Source organism: Brachybacterium sp. JB7 (genome assembly GCF_003335205.1).
GTDB lineage: Bacteria > Actinomycetota > Actinomycetes > Actinomycetales > Dermabacteraceae > Brachybacterium > Brachybacterium alimentarium.
Map to the genome: position 1 here is coordinate 1 of NZ_QPGN01000033.1, position 15784 is coordinate 15784.

The following is a 15784-nucleotide window of genomic DNA, read 5'->3' on the forward strand; positions in this document are numbered from 1 at the left end:
CTGCCAAGCCGTCGCCTGCCGAGCCGTCGCCGCCGACGGGCCCGTCGGCCGGCGTGGACCGAAGGGCCCGAGCGGACCCGTCGGCCCCCGTGGACCGAGCGGCCCGAGCAGACCAGTCGGCCGGAGCCTGGTCTCGCGCCGCCCTGCAGGACCTCATGTGGAGCCGGGCCGGACTGCTGCGCACCGGCAGCCAGCTGGCCGGCGCCGCCGCGCAGCTGAACGCGTGGCGCAGCCCGGCACCGTCCGTGCTCACCACGGTGCGCGCGCTCGAGGACCGCAACCTCCTCGACCTCGCGCGTCTGCTCACCGCCCACGCGCTCAACCGGCCTGCGTCCGTCGGTGCCCACCACCGCCTCGACGCCCCGATCTCCGTCCCCGACTCCGCCCAGGAGGCCCTCGCATGCTGAACGCCCCGACCAGCCCGACCACTCCGACTGCCCCGACCGGCGCGGCCGCTCCGACTGTCCCGACCGGCGCGGCCGCTCCGAGCGCCGCATCCCGCATTGCACCTGGCGCGTCCTCGACGCTGCCTGCCGCCCAGATCGATCGCGTCGTCTCCGCCGCCCTCGCGGAGGACGCCCCCTGGGGCGACCTCACCGGCCAGGTCTTCCTTCCCGCTGACGCCACCGCGACCGCGCAGCTGACTGCGCGCGAGCCCGGCGTGCTCAGTGGGATCGACGTGTTCGCCGCCGCCTTCCGCCTCACCGACCCCGCCGTCGAGGTCACCGCGCACGCCGCTGACGGGGACCGCTTCGAGGCCGACGACGTGCTCGCGACCGTGAGCGGACCGGCTCGTGCCGTTGTGCAGGCAGAGCGCATCGCCCTGAACTTCACCCAGCGCATGTCCGGGATCGCGACGCTGACCAGGCGCTTCGTCGATGCCGTCGACGGCGCCGGGGTGCGCATCACCGACACCCGCAAGACCACTCCGGGCCTGCGGGCGCTCGAGCGGCACGCCGTCCGCAGCGGCGGGGGAGTGAACCACCGCTTCTCGCTCTCGGACGCCGTGATGGCCAAGGACAACCACCTCGCGATCCTGCAGCAGCAGGGCCTGGACCTCACCGAGGCGATCCGCCACGCCCGCGCCCAGCTCGGCCACACCACGCGGCTCGAGGTGGAGGTGGACCGTCTGGATCAGATCGAGCCCGTGATCGCCGGCGGTGTCGACATCATCATGCTCGACAACTTCTCCCTGGAGGACCTCGCGCGCGGGGTGGAGATCGTCGGTGGTCGGGCGATCATCGAGGCCAGCGGCACCGTCACCCTCGAGACCGTCGGCGAGATCGCCCGCACCGGAGTGGACGTCATCTCCTCTGGTGCGCTCACCCACTCCGTGCGGAACCTCGACCTCGGCCTGGACACCACGCTCGCCGCCGCCGCCACGGTCACGGTCTGATCGCCCGGAGGACTGGACATGCTCTATCTCGACAACGCGGCCACCACCCCGGTGCGCCGCGAGGCCCTCGACGCCGCGTGGCCCTACCTGACCGGCACCTTCGGGAACCCGTCCAGCCATCATCAGGTCGGCGAGGCGGCTGCGGCAGGCCTGCACGATGCCCGCGGGCGGGTCGCCGCCGTGCTCGGTGCGCGCCGCAGCGACATCGTGTTCACCGCCGGGGGCACCGAGGCCGCGAACCTCGCGATCAAGGGCCTCGCCCTCGCCTCTCCTCGCGGGAAGCACCTGGTCACCTCGCCGCTCGAGCACGACGCCGTCCTGCACAGCGTCGAGTTCCTCCAGCGGGTGCACGGCTTCGAGGTGTCCTTCGTCGAGGTGCTGCCCGACGGGACCGTGACCCCGGAGGCCCTCGGCGCCTCGCTGCGTGAGGACACCACTCTGGTCAGCTTGGGCCTGGCCAACAACGAGATCGGCACCGTCCACGACATCCGTGCCCTGGCCGAGATCGCCCACGCCTCGGGCGCGCTCGTGCACACCGACGCCGTCCAGGCCGCCGGCTGGATCGACCTGCGCGGACTCGGCGTCGACGCGCTGACCCTGTCCGGGCACAAGATCGGCGCCCCCAAGGGGATCGGCGCCGCGATGATCCGAGGGCGGCTGCCCGTGGAACCGCTGGTCCACGGCGGAGGCCAGGAGAACGCTCGGCGCTCCGGCACCGAGAACGTGGCCTTCGCGGTCGCGCTCGCCGTCGCCCTGGAGCTTTCCGAGGCCGAGCGGGAGGAGAAGGCGGCACGCCTGGCGCCGCGACGGGACGCCTTCATCGAGCAGGTCCTCGCCGCGCGGGACGGCGTGCTGCTGACCGGCGCGGCACCGGGCCCGGGCCGACTTCCCGGGCACGCCTCGTTCTGCGTGCCCGGGCGCAGCGGGGAATCGATCCTGCTGGACCTCGCTGAGCGCGGCGTGATCGCCTCGAGCGGTTCGGCGTGCGCGGCAGGCAGCGACGAGCCCAGCCACGTTCTCACCGCCCTGGGCATCCCTCGCGAGGTGGCGCAGACCGCTGTGCGCTTCACCCTGCCCGCCGGTATCACCGCCGAGCAGCTGGAAGCCGTCGGCACGCTGGTCGGCCAGGTCATCGCCCCTGAAACGGGTCGTCACCAGCCGTAGCCCCGGTCGTACCGAGATTGCGCACGCCACAGAGCGCACGGCTGGGTGGAGCCCCGTCGCACCCCGCGGCACGCCGGCATCGGGTCGGGATACTCGGGGTCTTCCTTCATCGGGCCGAGGTCGGGATCCATCCACGCCTTTACGACCATGAACTCTGATCGCAGGGTGAAGGCGTTCCAGAAGATCTCGCAGTCACAGCCTGCGCCGCGGGATCGCAGCCTCCGCACGAGGGCGGTCGCGGCTGGAGCCCTCGCCTCGCGGTAGCGCCGGGCCCATCGCAGTCCGGCACATCCGAAGGTGAGCATGCGGAAGACGTAGCAGTGGAGGCACTCGCCGTCGGCAGGATCGGTCATCCGGCGCGCCAGGTCCCGCAGGTACTCCTCGGCTTCGTCGAGAGGGGTTGATGTCATGGATCCAGTCGATCATCACCCTCATGGTGTGCATGGGCGGAAGCGCCCGGCTGTGGAGGGGGTCGTGCTGGGGAGGAAAGGCCCGGCCGCAGGGCGGTGATCCGGGTGAAACGTTCCGAGCCCGGCCGAGGTCCCCGTTAGACTCTCGGCGTGACTGAGCAGACCCCTTCGAACCCCGCCGTCCGCCGCGCCGTGATCCTCGCCCGCGGGCTCGGGACGCGCATGCGCAAGGCCGATGACGCCGCCCAGCTCGACGAGAAGCAGGCCGCCGTCGCCGCGAGCGGCGTGAAGGCCCTCATCGACGTGGGCCGGCCCTTCCTCGACTACGTGATCTCCGTGCTGGCGGACGTCGGCATCACCGAGATCTGCCTGGTCATCGGCCCCGAGCACGACGTGCTGCGCGAGTACGCCGCCGCCGTCAGCGGGGACCGCGTCACCGTCACCACCGCCGTGCAGGCCGAACCGCTGGGCACCGGCGATGCCGTCGCTGCGGCCCGCGACTTCGCCGGCGACCAGCGCGTCATCGTGCTGAACTCCGACAACTACTACCCGCGCGAGGCGCTCGCCGCCCTCGCCGCAGCCCCGGGCAGCGCCCTGGTCGGCTTCGACCGCGAGGCCCTCGTGACCGACTCCAACATCCCCGCCGAGCGCATCCGCGCCTTCGCTCTCGTCGCGGCCGACGGGGGCGGCCATCTGCGCGACATCGTCGAGAAGCCCGATGCCGCCACGCTCGCCGCCTATGGGGACTCCGCCCCGGTCTCCATGAACGCCTGGCTGTTCACCCCCGCGATCTTCGACGCCTGCGCGCGCATCGAGCCCTCCGTGCGCGGCGAGCTCGAGATCATCGACGCCGTGCGCCTGCTGGTCGCCGAGGGCGAGCCCTTCACCGTGGTGCCTGCCGCCGTGGGCGTCCTGGACATGTCCTCGCGGAGCGATGTCGCCGCCGTCCAGGGCGCCCTCGCCGGGATCGAGGTGCGCCTGTGAGCGACGTCCTCGCCTCCCTGCTCGCCGGTGCCCGGTCCGACGGCGCCCACTCCGACGATGCTCGCACCGAGGGGACGCCCTCCGACGGCGTCCCCTCGGACACCGTGCGCTGGTTCGTGCCCGGGCGCATCGAGGTGCTCGGCAAGCACACCGACTACGCCGGCGGGCGCTCCCTGCTCGCCGCGGTCGACACCGGCCACACCGTCACCGCCACCGCCCGCGAGGACCGCGTGCTGGAGGTGCGTTCCGAGGTCGCCCACGGCACCGTCACCATCGACCTCGATGCAGGTGGGGCTCGCCCCGCCGATCAGGCCGACGGGCACTGGGGCGGCTACGTCCGCACCGTCGCCGACCGGCTCGAGAAGAACTTCCCCGGCCGGCTGCGCGGGGCGGACGTCACCGTGACCTCGACACTGCCCCTCGCCGCCGGGATGTCCAGCTCCTCGGCGCTCGTCGTCGGCCTCGCCCTCGCCCTCATCGACCTCTCCGGGATCGCTGCGGATCCGGTCTTCACCCGCGAGATCACCACCACCGAGCAGCTCGGCGAATACCTCGGGACCGCGGAGAACGGGCAGAGCTTCGGCAGCCTCGCTGGGGATCGCGGCGTGGGCACCTTCGGCGGCAGCGAGGACCACACCGCGATGCTGTGCGGCCGGCCCGGGGCCCTCGTCCAGTACTCCTTCTGTCCGGTGCGCCACGAGCGCACCATCGACGTCGACGACTCTCTGACCTTCGTGGTCGCCGTCAGCGGTGTCGAGGCCGCGAAGACCGGTGCCGCCCGCGACGACTACAACCGGGTCTCTCTCGCGGTCTCCTCGATCCTGCACCGCTGGCAGGAGGCGACCGGCCGAGACGACGCCTCCCTCGCCGAGGCCGTCTCCTCGGGGCCCGGCGCCGTGCGCCGACTGCGGGAGCTCGCGGCCGACGATGACTACCTCGTCGGCCGCCTCGAGCAGTTCCTCGCCGAGTCCGAGCGGATCATCCCCGCCGCGGCCCTCGCCCTCGAGGAGGGCGACCTGGAGGAGTTCGGCCGCCTGGTCGACGAGTCCCAGGCCGGCGCGGAGGACGGTCTGCGCAACCAGGTCCCCGAGACGATCGCTCTGCCGCGCCTGGCCCGCACCGTGGGCGCCCATGCCGCGAGCGCCTTCGGAGCCGGCTTCGGCGGCAGCGCGTGGGCTCTGGTGCCGGCCGACGGGGCCGAGCAGTTCGCCGCCCGCTGGCTGGACGCCTATCGCGCCGAGTTCCCCGGCCGCGCGGACGCCACCACCGCGATCACCCGGCCCGGAGGCGCTGCGCGTCGTCTGGCCAGCTGAGACGCGTTCGGGCCGACGCCTGCGGGCCTCGGATCGAGGTCCGTCGACGTGACGACGTGAGAGTGGGGTCCGCCGACGTGACGGCGTCGGATCGGGGGCTATCGACGTGACGGCGTCGACCGGGCCCGTCGGCCGGAGGAGACGTCGGACCGCGGCAAGAGGGGACGTCGGACCGCGGCAAGAGTGGACGTCGGATCGCGGGCGCAGGAGACGTCGGATCGGGGGCGCAGGGGACGTCGGATCGGGGGAGGCTCTGTGATCCGCGGCGGATCCGGTACGCCGTGCGCGGAGTGCAGCCCCCGACCGGGGCCGGGCGCGAGGTGCTGTGCCACGATGACACCGTGAGCACACCGATGAACTCCTCCCTGCCCTGGCCCACCGAAGCCCCTGTGATCCCGCTGCGGGAGGCGCGCCCGATCCTCGACCGGATCGCCTCGCTGGCCCGCACCCACGAGCAGGACGTCACGCTCGTCCCGGGGGCCGCCCTCGCGGAGGAGGACACGGCCGCGGATCCGCCGCCCGCTCTCGAGCAGATCCTCGACGAGCTCGGCGGCATCGAGCTGTGCGGGATCCCCGTGCTGATGCTCCTGATCGAGGACCGCACCGATGTGGGCCCGTACACGCTGCTGGGGAAGGCCACCACCTTCTACCCGCTGTACGAGACCCCGGAGGTCGCGGTGGTCCTCACCCTCGATGACGACGGTGCACCCGGTGTGGTCTACGGCATCGGCGAGGACCTCGCCCTCCAGCTCGCCGCCCCGGATCTGCTCTCCTACCTCGAGCGCTTCGCCGACGCGCTCGAGGCCTCGCTGCAGGCTCTGGCTCAGCGGGGGGACGAGCCCGACACGAAGGGCGATGCCCGCGCCGAGGCCGCGCAGGAGCTCATGGACCAGCACCTCTTCGCCGCGATCGTCGGCGCGGGGGAGGACGAGGACGAGTACGAGGGGGCTGCCGGGCAGGACACGGCCGTCGTCCCCCTGCAGGACGCCTCCGCCTCCGGGATCGACGCCCTGCCCGACGGCGCTCTCCTGGTCGCCGATCTGCGCGCAGCCCCGGTGGGCGCCCGCGTCGACCTGATCGACGCCGACGTGCCCGGGGACCCGCTGGACCTGCGCATCGCCTGGCGTGACCGCGGCCGCCTGGTCACGCTCCACACCGACTGACCTCGTTGATCTCTCCCTGAGGGACGGCCCCTCAGGCCCGGCGTCGACTGGAGGCGGCGAGGACTGCGGCCAGCAGCGTGAGCGCGGCTCCAGCGACCGTGGTCACAGTGAGGTGCCCGGGAGCGGCGATCGCATCGATCACCACGGATCCCACGATCTGCCCGGCGATGGTCGACATCGCCAAGGTCAGCACGCCGAGCGGCCCGGCGAGGTACGCGGCCATCGCGATGAACACGATGCCGATCGGCCCGCCGAGGTAGAGCAGGGGGTTCGGGGGCAGTGCCTGGGGCGCTCCGGCCGCCAGCATGTGCATCGACGCCGCCAGGGCCAGCACGGCAGTGCCCACCACGAAGTTGCCGAGCGTCGCGACCAGGAAATGCCCGCTGTGCTGGGTGACCCGACCATTGGTCGCCTGCTGCAGACCCATCGCCACCCCCGCGACCATCGGGAGCGCGAGCAGGTACCAGGGCGCCTGGGTGCTGAATCCCCGGGACATCGCGAGAACCACCGAGACCACCATCAGGGCTGCCCCGAGCACCCGCAACGGGGTCAGGTGACGGACCCCGCCGGGGCCGAGCCCCACCCGGTCCACGACGAGCCCGGTGACCGTCTGCCCGGCGACCACGCACACGATGAACAGCGCCACCCCGAGCAGGGAGACGGAGAAGGCCTGCCCGAGCACGTAGACGGCGCCGCCCACGCCCCCGATCGCGAGATACCAGGGGAACTCGCGACTGCGCAGTTCCCGCCAGAACCGGGCGGCGAGATGGCGCACCGTCGGCATGATCACCAGGAGCAGCAGCAGGATCACGAGCCCGGTGCCGAAGGAGATCGCCGACGCGGCGAAGCCGTCGTCCAGCTCGGCGGCCAGGTCGGAGTTGATGCGGGCCTGGATCGCGCCCATCACGCCGCACACGATCGCTGCCGGCACGGCCCACCAGGGCGCGGGCCGGTGGGTCGCCCGGGACGGTGCGGTGGTGCCGGCAGGTGGTTGGGGAGTGGCGTGCGAGGCAGGTCCTGTCACGAGGGGAACTGTACGACCTGTGAGCGGCCCCGCACGCTCGGTGAGCGGTCTCGCGCGTCCTTCGAGCGGGCCAGCACGCTCGGTGGGCGGTCTCGCGCGTCCTTCGAGCGGCTCCGCACGCTCGGTGAGCGGCCTGGCGCGTCCTTCGCGCGGACCTGCAGGGGCCCGGTCGGCCTCACAGGGGAGCGAGGGCGTTGGAGACGGGGTCTACCCTGGACGTCCCAGCGTCTCGAGCCTGAGACGTCACGACCAGGAGCAGCGCCATGACCTCGTCCAGCACGGACACCCCCGCACCGGTTCTCGTCCTCGTCCCCGGAGCGGCGGGAGCTCCGGCCGACGGCAGCGCTCCGTTCCGGCTGGCCGATCCTGCCGTCGCGCAGCTGTCGATCACGGATCTGGTCGTGACGCGCGGCGACGGCATCTTCGAGACCATCGGAGCCTTCGACGGCACGCCGATCAACGTCGGCCCTCACCTGGCGCGCCTCGCCCGCAGCGCTTCTCTGCTCGAGCTGCCCGCCCCGGACCAGGAGGTCATCGCGGCCGCGGTCTACGCGGCGATCGAGGCGCATGCCGACGTCCCTGAGCTGACGATCCGCGTCATGTACTCCCGCGGCATCGAGGGCGAGGACACCCCGACCTGCTGGATCGACGCCCACGTCTCCGCCGACTGGGCCCCCTATCGCACCGGGATCCGGGTGGCCTCTCTGGACCGTGGACTCTCCACGACCGTCTTCGACGAGAGCCCCTGGCTGCTGCAGGGCGCGAAGACGCTCAGCTATGCCGTGAACATGGCGGCCGTCCGCGAGGCGACGCGCCGGGGCGCACAGGACGCGCTGTTCGTCGCGACCGACGGATACGTGCTCGAAGGGCCGACGTCGACCCTGCTGGTGCGCCGCGGCGACGCCTTCCTCACCACCCCGGTGAGCGCGGGTGTGCTGCCGGGAACCTGCGTGAACACTCTGCTCGCCGCCCTGCAGGACGAGGGCTACGAGGCCGGTGAGGAGCTGATGAGCCTGCAGGACGTTGCGACCTCCGACGGTGCCTGGCTGCTCTCCTCGACCCGCCTCGCCGCTCCGATCACGCACCTCGATGACACCGAGCTGCCCGTGGACCTCGGGCTCACCGCCCGCTTCGAGGACCTCCTCACCGGCAGGGCCTGACCCCACTCCGCCGTCCTCGCTCGCCTGGCCACGGCTCGCTCGGTCGCGGCTCGGCGGCCTCGTTCCCCTCGTTCGCCTGGCCTTGCCCGGCTGGCCTCGCCCGCCCCGTTAGCCTCGTTGGCCTGGCCTTGTCCGGCTGGCCTCGTTCGCCCCGTTGGCCTGGCCTTGCCCCGGCGGCGGCCGTAAATGTGAGCTGGGGACCTATGTGGGCTGCTCGCATAGGTCCCCAGCTCACATTTGCGGAGGGCAGCCGTTGCGCGTGAGGACAAACGGGGCGCGTGGTGCGGGCCGACGCACGTCAGGTGCGGGCGAGGAGCTCGCGGGCCAGGTCCGTGTCGACGACGAGCGTGTCGATGACGCCGCTGCGCAGCACCCCGAGCACACCGGGGGCCCGCTCGACCCCCGCCGCGATGCCCAGCACCTCGGGGATGCGCAGCAGCTCGGAGAAGGTCACCGCCAGGACGCGCTGATCCGTCGGCGCCCCGAGCGGGATCCCGTGCGCATCGATGAAACGTCCGCACACGTCACCGGCCGGATGCTGCGCCTCGAAGGCCGCACGCTCGGCGTCGCTGAGCGCCATCAGGCTGAGCACGTGCGGCGAGGAGTGCACGCCCATCGAGCCGATGCCGACCACGGCGAGCTCCACTCGCGCGGCGGCCTCGAGCACCGAGCCGATGCTGGACTCGGCGCGCAGGCTGCTCACGGTCGTTGCCGATTCGAGCACCGCGGGGGCGTAGAGCGTCTCGGGCCGGGCACCGAGCCGGGAGGCGAGCACACGCACCACGGACTCGCCGGAGTCGAACTGGTCCAGGGAGCTGTGCCCACCCACCAGGGGGAGGACGCGCGGCGTCGGCCGCAGATGCTGGGTCTCGAGCTCGGCGACCACGCTCTGCATCGTCTGCCCCCACGAGACGCCGATGCTGGCCACCTGCGTGGCCCGTGCGCTGATCACGCCGGCGCCCTCGCGGGCGACGGACTCCATGGCCGAGGTGCGCGGGGCGGAGACGACGTGGGCCTCGCGCAGGGAGAACGCTGCCCGCAGTGCTGCCTCGAGGGCCTCGTCGCGGCGCGGCGGCCCGTCGGGGTCATGGATCGCGATCTCGACGATCCCGCGGTCCCGCGCCTGGGTGAGGATCCGGGAGACGTTCGAGCGTGAGAGCCCCAGCTCGGAGGCGACCTCCGTCTGCGAGCGGCCCTGCTCGTAGTAGAGCCGGGCGGCCCGCACGATCACGGAGGTGTCGCGAGGTGCGGGCATGGGCACTCCTGGTCTGATGGGTTCGGTGCGAGGTGCGAGGTGCGAGGTGCGAGGTGCGAGGTGCGAGGTGCGAGGTGCGAGGTGCGAGGTGCGAGGTGCGAGGTGCGAGGTGCGAGGTGCTTGGTGTGCGGGCTCGGCGCGCGGCGCTGGGCCTGCGGGCGGGATACGAGGCGCTCGGTGGAAGGGCGGGGTGTGAGGCGCTGGATCCTGGGAAGAGGATCTTGGTGGGGCGCTGCGGGACACCGCTCCGGGAGGCGCGGCGACGCAGGGATGCGGGGACGCGCCCGGGGCGAATATGTCCAGCGTACGCAGTGCACCGCGGTGCAGATGACAGAATCGGTCCACCGATGAGGGAGGCCCCATGAGTTCAGTTCCGCCACCGCACGATGCCGCAGCCGACGACGGCGCGCGGGCGCCGGTGCCCTGGGACCTCTCCGTCGTGGTGGCCCACCTGGACGTCTCCGACGCGGAGGACGTGCTGCGCTCGCTGTCCGGGCGGCTGCTCGACGCCGGCGCCGTGGACCTGGACTTCCCCGAAGCGCTGCGGATCCGCGAGCAGCAGTACCCGACCGGTCTGCCCACCCCGATCCCCACCGCGATCCCGCATGCCGACCCCGAGCACGTGCTCACCCCGGGCCTCGCGATCGCGAGCCTCGCCCGCCCCGTGCCCTTCGGCGAGATGGGCGGCTCCGGCGGGACGGTCGACGTGCGTCTGGTGGTGATGCCGCTGCTCACCGACGCCCGAGCGCACCTCACGGCGCTCCAGCGTCTGATGGGGCTGCTGCGCGATCGGTCGGCGGTCGAGGATCTGCTGGCTGCGGCCGACGACGACGAGCTGGCCGAGCGTGCATCCTCCCGCCTCGCCGGCGGTACCGTCGACCCCGGGCCGACGACGAACGGCACTGAGTCGAACGGCACTGAGTCGAACGGCACCGAGTCGAACGGCACTGAGTCGAACGGCACCGAGATGGACGGCACCGAGATGGACGGCACCGAAGGGGAGAGCGCGTGAGGACTCCGCGACTGGGAGTGAAGGCACTGATCGTCCGCGACGGACAGGTGCTCATGAACCGCTACATCGATCCGGACGGTACCCACGTGTTCGCGCTGCCCGGTGGCGGCCAGGAGCACAGCGAGGACCAGGTCGCGGCGATGATCCGCGAATGCCGCGAGGAGATCGGGGCGCGGGTCGAGGTGTATCAGGTGGCGTGCCTGTTCGAGATCATGACCGACAGACGCATGGTCGACGGCACGCCGATCCCGCCGTTCCACCAGGTCAACGTCGCCTACTGGTGCGGTCTGGGCGAGGGGGAGGAGCCCGGCGAGGGCACCGAGCCCGACCCGGGGCAGGCGGGCACGGCCTGGCTGCCGCTGAATTCGCTCGGCGACTACACCGTGCATCCCGTGGAGCTTGCCCGGTGGCTCGAAGCGGATCCCTCCAGCCGACCGATGTCGCTGGGAGTCTGCGGCCTCTGAGAGCTGGGCTCTGAGCACCGAGCGCTGCGGGTCAGCGTCGACGCGGATCGATGTGGATCTTCGGGCCCGGACCGGACCCGGGCGGACGCGTGCCCGCCAGGACGTCTGCCACCTGGTCGAGCCCGATGGTCGCCGCGATCAGCGGGCGCGGATCCACGGTGCCCGCGGCGTAGAGCGCGATGGTCTCCTCCAGGGCGGGGGAGGCGCTCAGCACGCCGACGGCGGTGATGTCCCCGAGCACGAGGTCGCGGGCATCGATCCGGCTGGGCTCCCCGGCGAGACCGATCAGCACCAGTCGCCCGCCCGGCTCCACCCGGGACAGCGCCCAGCCCGGCAGCTCCGAGGAGGTCGCGGCATCGATGATCGCGTCCAGGGGCAGGTCCGGGAGGGTCTCCTGGGTCCAGAGGTTCTCCAGCCCGAGGGTGCGCGCGAAGTCCAGCCCCGGGCCCGGCAGGCCCAGCACATGCACCTCGGCGCCGGCCGCCCGGGCGAACAGCGCGCACAGCAGCCCGATCGTGCCGGGGCCCATGATCAGCACGCGGTCACCGGGGGAGAGGCGTGCGCCCTGCACGGCGCGCAGGGCGTTCCCGCCGGGCTCGACCAGTGCCCCGGGCGCCGGGTCGAGGGTGTCGGGAAGGTGATGCAGCGACGACGCGGGCACGGTGACCTGCTCTGCGAGGGCGCCGTGGCGATGCCCCCGGATGCCCACCTCCTGGCGGTCCTCGCACACGTGCTGAGCCCCGCGCCGGCAGCGCCGGCAGGTGCCGCAGCCCAGCATGGTGTCGCCCATGACCCGTCGGCCGATCCATGCCGGATCCACCCCCTGGCCGACGGTCGCGACCGTGCCCATCCACTCGTGCCCGATGCGCATCGGGAAGCGGGCGTGCCCGGAGCGCAGGTAGGCCATATGCCCGGAGTAGAACTCGGCGTCGGTGCCGCAGATGCCCGCGCGCTCCACGTCCACGACCACCTCGCCGGGAGCGGCCACCGGCGGGTCGACGTCGTGGACGGCGGCCTCGCCAGGGGCGGTGATCATGAGGGCGCGCATCGGAGGTCTCCTGTCGAGGTGGGCCCCACCTGCGGACTCGTCGGTCAGCGAGGGTCCGGTGTGACGTAGCATGCAGGCGTTCCACACAGTAGTAGACGGCCGCGCCGGGGAATGGGATCAGCAATGGAGCTCCGCAGCAACCAGTGGTACGCGGGCGAGGACCGCAACGCCTATATCCACCGTGCGTGGATGCGTCGCGGGGTGCCCGACGACGCCTTCCGTGGGCGCCCGCAGATCGCGATCGCCAACACCGCGAGCGACCTCACCCCCTGCAACGCGCACCTCACCGGCGTCGCCCAGTTCGTGAAGAACGGGATCCTCGAGGCCGGGGGCGTGCCTCAGGAGCTGCCCGTCGTGTCCCTCGGCGAGACCAACGTGCGCCCCACCGCGATGCTCTGGCGGAACATGGCCGCGATGAGCACCGAGGAGATGCTGCGCGCGAACCCCATCGACGGCGTCGTGCTGCTGGGCGGCTGCGACAAGACGATCCCGTCCCTGCTCATGGCCGCCGCCAGCGTGGACATCCCCGCCGTGGTGATCCCCGGCGGCCCGATGCTCAACGGCACCTTCCGCGGGGCGCCGCTGGGCTGCGGCACCGGGGTGTGGAAGCTCAGCGAGGAGGTGCGCGCCGGGAAGCTCTCCCAGGACGATTTCACCCGCTCCGAATCTGCGATGATCCGCAGCGCCGGGCACTGCAACACCATGGGCACCGCCTCGACGATGGCGCTGGTCGCCGAGGCGCTGGGCACGATCGTCCCCGGCATCGCCGGCACTCCCGCGGCCGACGCCCGTCTCAGCGAGGCCGCTCAGCTCACCGGTCGTCTGGCCGTGGACCTCGTGAAGGACGGGCGCACCCCGTCGACCTTCCTCACCAAGGGTTCCTTCCACAACGCGATCGTCGCGCTCGCCGCGATCGGCGGCTCCACCAACGCTGTCGTGCACCTGCTGGCGATCGCCGGCCGGCTCGGGATCGACCTCACTGTCGAGGACTTCGACCGCATCGGTGCCCGCGTGCCGCTGCTGGTGGATCTCCAGCCCGCCGGACGCCACCTCATGGAGGACCTCTTCCGTGCCGGCGGCCTGCTCGCCGTGCTCCGTGAGGTGAAGGACCTGCTGGATCCCGAGGCGCTCACCATCACCGGCAGGCCGCTCGTGGACTATCTCGACGCCGCGGAGATCTTTGACCGCGAGGTGATCTCCGTGCGTGAGAGCCCGCTCCAGGCCGACGCCGGCATCGCCCTGCTGCGCGGAAACCTCGCGCCCGACGGCGCGATCATCAAGCCCGCCGCCGCGACTCCGGACCTGCTCCAGCATCGGGGCCGGGCGCTCGTGTTCGACAGCATCGAGGACTTCCACGAGCGGATCGACGACCCTGAGCTCGATGTCGACGCCGACTCCGTGATGATCCTGCGCGGCTGCGGCCCCAAGGGCTATCCGGGCATGCCCGAGGTCTCGAACATGCCCCTGCCCACCAAGCTGCTCGAGCAGGGAGTGCGCGACATGGTGCGGATCTGCGACGGTCGCATGTCCGGCACCGCCTACGGCACCGTGGTGCTGCACGTCGCGCCCGAGGCCGCCGCCGGCGGACCTCTCGCCCTGGTGCGCACCGGCGACTGGATCGTGCTGGACGTCGCCGGGCGACGCCTCGACGTGGAGCTGAGCGCGGAGGAGCTCGCCGCGCGCGAGCCGTCGGCCGCGATGACCGAGGCCTTCGCGAACCCGCAGCGCGGCTGGGAGCGGCTGTACGTGGACCACGTGCAGCAGGCAGATACGGGCGCTGACCTGGACTTCCTCGTCGGCGCCAGTGGCTCCGAGGTGCCGCGCGAGTCGCACTGACCGTGCTGCACTGGTCGTGCTGCGGTGAGCGTGCCGCACTGGCCGTGCTGCGGTGGTCGTGCTGCGCTGGTCATGCTGCACCGGCCGCGCACGCGCGCATCCCGCTCGCCTGGCGCGCTCGGGGTTCTCCACTCCTCGCTTCGCGTTCTGCGCCCAGTTTTGTCCCCGGACGACCGATGTCGGGCGCAGCATCGGTCGTGTCGGTACATTTCTCGCCTCGCCGGGCGGAGAAGACCGCTGGGTGGAGAAGACCGACGGGTGGAGAAGACCGCCGGGCGGAGAGGGGTGCCGGGGGAGACGATCGCCCGGTGGAGAGGGTCGCCGGGTGGAGAGGATCGCGCCCCGCGCCGAGGGGGCGGCGTCGGCCCTGGTCAGAGGCAGGGGGAAAGCGTTAGCCTGGTGGGGTCATTGCAGTGCGGCACGGCGCCGCGTCCCGATCTCGAGGAGCATCATGCCTGTCTCTCCCTCTGTCACCTTCCACGACGGCCGGTCCATCCCGCAGCTCGGCTACGGCGTGTGGCAGGTCGAGAACGATATCGCGGCCGACGTCGTCGTCAAGGCCCTCGAGGCCGGCTACCGCCACGTCGACACCGCCCGCGGCTACAACAACGAGGCCGGCGTGGGGCGCGCCCTGAAGGCTGCCGGCCTGGAGCGCGACGACGTGTTCGTGACCTCCAAGGTTCCCAACCAGGACCAGGGCCGCGACAAGACGCTCGCCTCCTTCGACGCCACCATGGCCGACCTCGGCCTCGATGAGCTCGACCTCTACCTGATCCACTGGCCCGCGCCGTCGAAGGGCCTCGCGGTGGAGACCTGGAAGGCGCTCGTGGAGCTGCAGGAGCAGGGCCGCATCCGCTCCATCGGGGTGTCCAACTTCCGCATCGAGGACCTCGAGAAGCTCGAGGCCGAGACCGGTGTGCTGCCCGTGCTCAACCAGATCGAGCTGCACCCGTACTTCAACCAGCCCGAGCTGCGCGAGTTCCACGCCTCCAAGAACATCGTCACCGAGTCCTGGTCGCCGCTGGGTCAGGGCGGCGGCGAGCTCGAGGACCCCGTCGTCCAGAAGATCGCCGAGACCCACAGCGCGAGCCCGGCGCAGGTCGTCATCGCCTGGAATCTGGCGCTGGGCAACGTGGTGATCCCCAAGTCCGTGACGCCCGAGCGCATCATCTCGAACTTCGCCTCCCTCGAGGTCGAGCTCAGCGATGACGAGATCGCGCAGATCACCGGCCTGCACAAGGGTGAGGCTGGCCGTCAGGGCGGCAACCCGGACGACATGATCGCGCACCAGGGCGCCTGACCGCAGGACGGCGCCGACGGCCCGTCGTCGACCATCGGTCGGTGAGCGTCCCTCGCCCGCTGTCGACACCCCATGTCGGGCTCGGCCCCTCCCGCAGCGGCGGGGGAGGCCGGGCCCGTGGTGCACCGGGCGTCGTCCGTGCCATCCGGACGACCTGGCTCGCCAGGCCCGCCGGCCCGCTCGGCTCGCCCGTGCCGCCCGGCCCGTACCGTGCCGTGCCGGTCCGGAGCTGTGCCGTGCCGAGGGGCCGTGCCG

The 15784-nt window shown here is 72.3% G+C and carries 14 protein-coding genes and 1 pseudogene; 11 read left to right on the plus strand and 4 right to left on the minus strand.

Going from position 1 to position 15784, the window contains the following annotated elements; genetic code table 11:
• The 3 genes and pseudogenes from CIK81_RS18800 to CIK81_RS17545 form a co-directional block, all read left to right on the plus strand.
• Positions 1–407 (plus strand): annotated as a pseudogene (locus CIK81_RS18800) (L-aspartate oxidase); the annotation flags it as partial.
• Positions 401–1396: a carboxylating nicotinate-nucleotide diphosphorylase gene (gene nadC / locus CIK81_RS17540; RefSeq protein WP_096164293.1), complete on the plus strand. Its 996-nt coding sequence runs from the start codon at positions 401–403 to the stop codon at positions 1394–1396. The pseudogene CIK81_RS18800 and the gene nadC, both read left to right, overlap by 7 nt.
• 18 nt (positions 1397–1414) lie before the next feature.
• Entirely contained in the window at positions 1415–2560 is a 1146-nt protein-coding gene (locus tag CIK81_RS17545) for a cysteine desulfurase family protein (protein WP_096164292.1), read from the plus strand.
• Here CIK81_RS17545 and CIK81_RS17550 read toward each other — a convergent pair.
• On the minus strand, positions 2548–2970 hold the full coding sequence (locus CIK81_RS17550) for a DUF2695 domain-containing protein (protein ID WP_096164291.1): 423 nt from the start codon (positions 2968–2970) through the stop codon (positions 2548–2550). The genes CIK81_RS17545 and CIK81_RS17550 overlap by 13 nt on opposite strands.
• A 150-nt stretch (positions 2971–3120) precedes the next feature.
• Between CIK81_RS17550 and CIK81_RS17555 the strand changes: the two genes are divergently transcribed.
• From CIK81_RS17555 to CIK81_RS17565, 3 genes are all read left to right on the plus strand, one after another.
• Complete coding sequence (locus CIK81_RS17555) at positions 3121–3954, plus strand: nucleotidyltransferase family protein (RefSeq protein WP_241964259.1); 834 nt, start codon at positions 3121–3123, stop codon at positions 3952–3954.
• Positions 3951–5267, plus strand: a complete 1317-nt coding sequence (locus CIK81_RS17560) for a galactokinase family protein (RefSeq protein WP_199586413.1) — start codon at positions 3951–3953, stop codon at positions 5265–5267. Before CIK81_RS17555 ends, CIK81_RS17560 begins: the two co-directional genes overlap by 4 nt.
• A 341-nt stretch (positions 5268–5608) precedes the next feature.
• Positions 5609–6430, plus strand: a complete 822-nt coding sequence (locus CIK81_RS17565) for a hypothetical protein (RefSeq protein WP_241964260.1) — start codon at positions 5609–5611, stop codon at positions 6428–6430.
• 31 nt (positions 6431–6461) lie between these two features.
• Here the strand turns inward: CIK81_RS17565 and CIK81_RS17570 are convergent, their stop codons facing one another.
• Positions 6462–7454 (minus strand): DMT family transporter, encoded by a 993-nt coding sequence (locus CIK81_RS17570; RefSeq protein ID WP_241964261.1) that lies wholly within the window; start codon positions 7452–7454, stop codon positions 6462–6464.
• A gap of 263 nt (positions 7455–7717) precedes the next feature.
• Between CIK81_RS17570 and CIK81_RS17575 the strand changes: the two genes are divergently transcribed.
• Positions 7718–8614, plus strand: coding sequence for an aminotransferase class IV (locus CIK81_RS17575; RefSeq protein ID WP_114355978.1), 897 nt, complete (start codon positions 7718–7720; stop codon positions 8612–8614).
• Positions 8615–8912: 298 nt separating this feature from the next.
• On the opposite strand, the gene CIK81_RS17580 is transcribed toward CIK81_RS17575, so the two are convergent.
• Positions 8913–9869 carry a sugar-binding transcriptional regulator gene (locus CIK81_RS17580; protein WP_096164288.1) on the minus strand — a complete coding sequence of 319 codons (957 nt, stop codon included), beginning with the start codon at positions 9867–9869 and terminating at the stop codon, positions 8913–8915.
• Positions 9870–10230: 361 nt separating this feature from the next.
• Between CIK81_RS17580 and CIK81_RS17585 the strand changes: the two genes are divergently transcribed.
• Both CIK81_RS17585 and CIK81_RS17590 read left to right on the plus strand, forming a co-directional pair.
• Complete coding sequence (locus tag CIK81_RS17585) at positions 10231–10881, plus strand: PTS sugar transporter subunit IIA (RefSeq protein WP_114311307.1); 651 nt, start codon at positions 10231–10233, stop codon at positions 10879–10881.
• Complete coding sequence (locus CIK81_RS17590) at positions 10878–11345, plus strand: NUDIX domain-containing protein (RefSeq protein WP_114311306.1); 468 nt, start codon at positions 10878–10880, stop codon at positions 11343–11345. Before CIK81_RS17585 ends, CIK81_RS17590 begins: the two co-directional genes overlap by 4 nt.
• A gap of 31 nt (positions 11346–11376) precedes the next feature.
• Here CIK81_RS17590 and CIK81_RS17595 read toward each other — a convergent pair whose 3' ends face one another.
• On the minus strand, positions 11377–12393 hold the full coding sequence (locus CIK81_RS17595; RefSeq protein ID WP_114311305.1) for a zinc-binding dehydrogenase: 1017 nt from the start codon (positions 12391–12393) through the stop codon (positions 11377–11379).
• A gap of 123 nt (positions 12394–12516) precedes the next feature.
• On the opposite strand from CIK81_RS17595, the gene CIK81_RS17600 reads away from it, so the two are divergent.
• Together CIK81_RS17600 and CIK81_RS17605 are read left to right on the plus strand one after the other, a co-directional pair.
• A complete protein-coding gene (locus CIK81_RS17600; RefSeq protein ID WP_096164284.1) occupies positions 12517–14229 on the plus strand; it encodes an IlvD/Edd family dehydratase in 1713 nt (570 codons plus the stop codon).
• 451 nt (positions 14230–14680) lie between these two features.
• Complete coding sequence (locus CIK81_RS17605) at positions 14681–15529, plus strand: aldo/keto reductase (protein ID WP_114311304.1); 849 nt, start codon at positions 14681–14683, stop codon at positions 15527–15529.
• The last annotated feature ends 255 nt before the right edge of the window (positions 15530–15784 follow it).

Coding starts and splice junctions, on each gene's coding strand:
- CIK81_RS17580 (WP_096164288.1), bottom strand. CDS start 9,869: ATGCCCGCACCTCGCGACACCTCCGTGATCGTGCGGGCCGCCCGGCTC.
- CIK81_RS17605 (WP_114311304.1), top strand. CDS start 14,681: ATGCCTGTCTCTCCCTCTGTCACCTTCCACGACGGCCGGTCCATCCCG.
- CIK81_RS17585 (WP_114311307.1), top strand. CDS start 10,231: ATGAGTTCAGTTCCGCCACCGCACGATGCCGCAGCCGACGACGGCGCG.
- CIK81_RS17545 (WP_096164292.1), top strand. CDS start 1,415: ATGCTCTATCTCGACAACGCGGCCACCACCCCGGTGCGCCGCGAGGCC.
- CIK81_RS17575 (WP_114355978.1), top strand. CDS start 7,718: ATGACCTCGTCCAGCACGGACACCCCCGCACCGGTTCTCGTCCTCGTC.
- nadC (WP_096164293.1), top strand. CDS start 401: ATGCTGAACGCCCCGACCAGCCCGACCACTCCGACTGCCCCGACCGGC.
- CIK81_RS17550 (WP_096164291.1), bottom strand. CDS start 2,970: ATGACATCAACCCCTCTCGACGAAGCCGAGGAGTACCTGCGGGACCTG.
- CIK81_RS17600 (WP_096164284.1), top strand. CDS start 12,517: ATGGAGCTCCGCAGCAACCAGTGGTACGCGGGCGAGGACCGCAACGCC.
- CIK81_RS17595 (WP_114311305.1), bottom strand. CDS start 12,393: ATGCGCGCCCTCATGATCACCGCCCCTGGCGAGGCCGCCGTCCACGAC.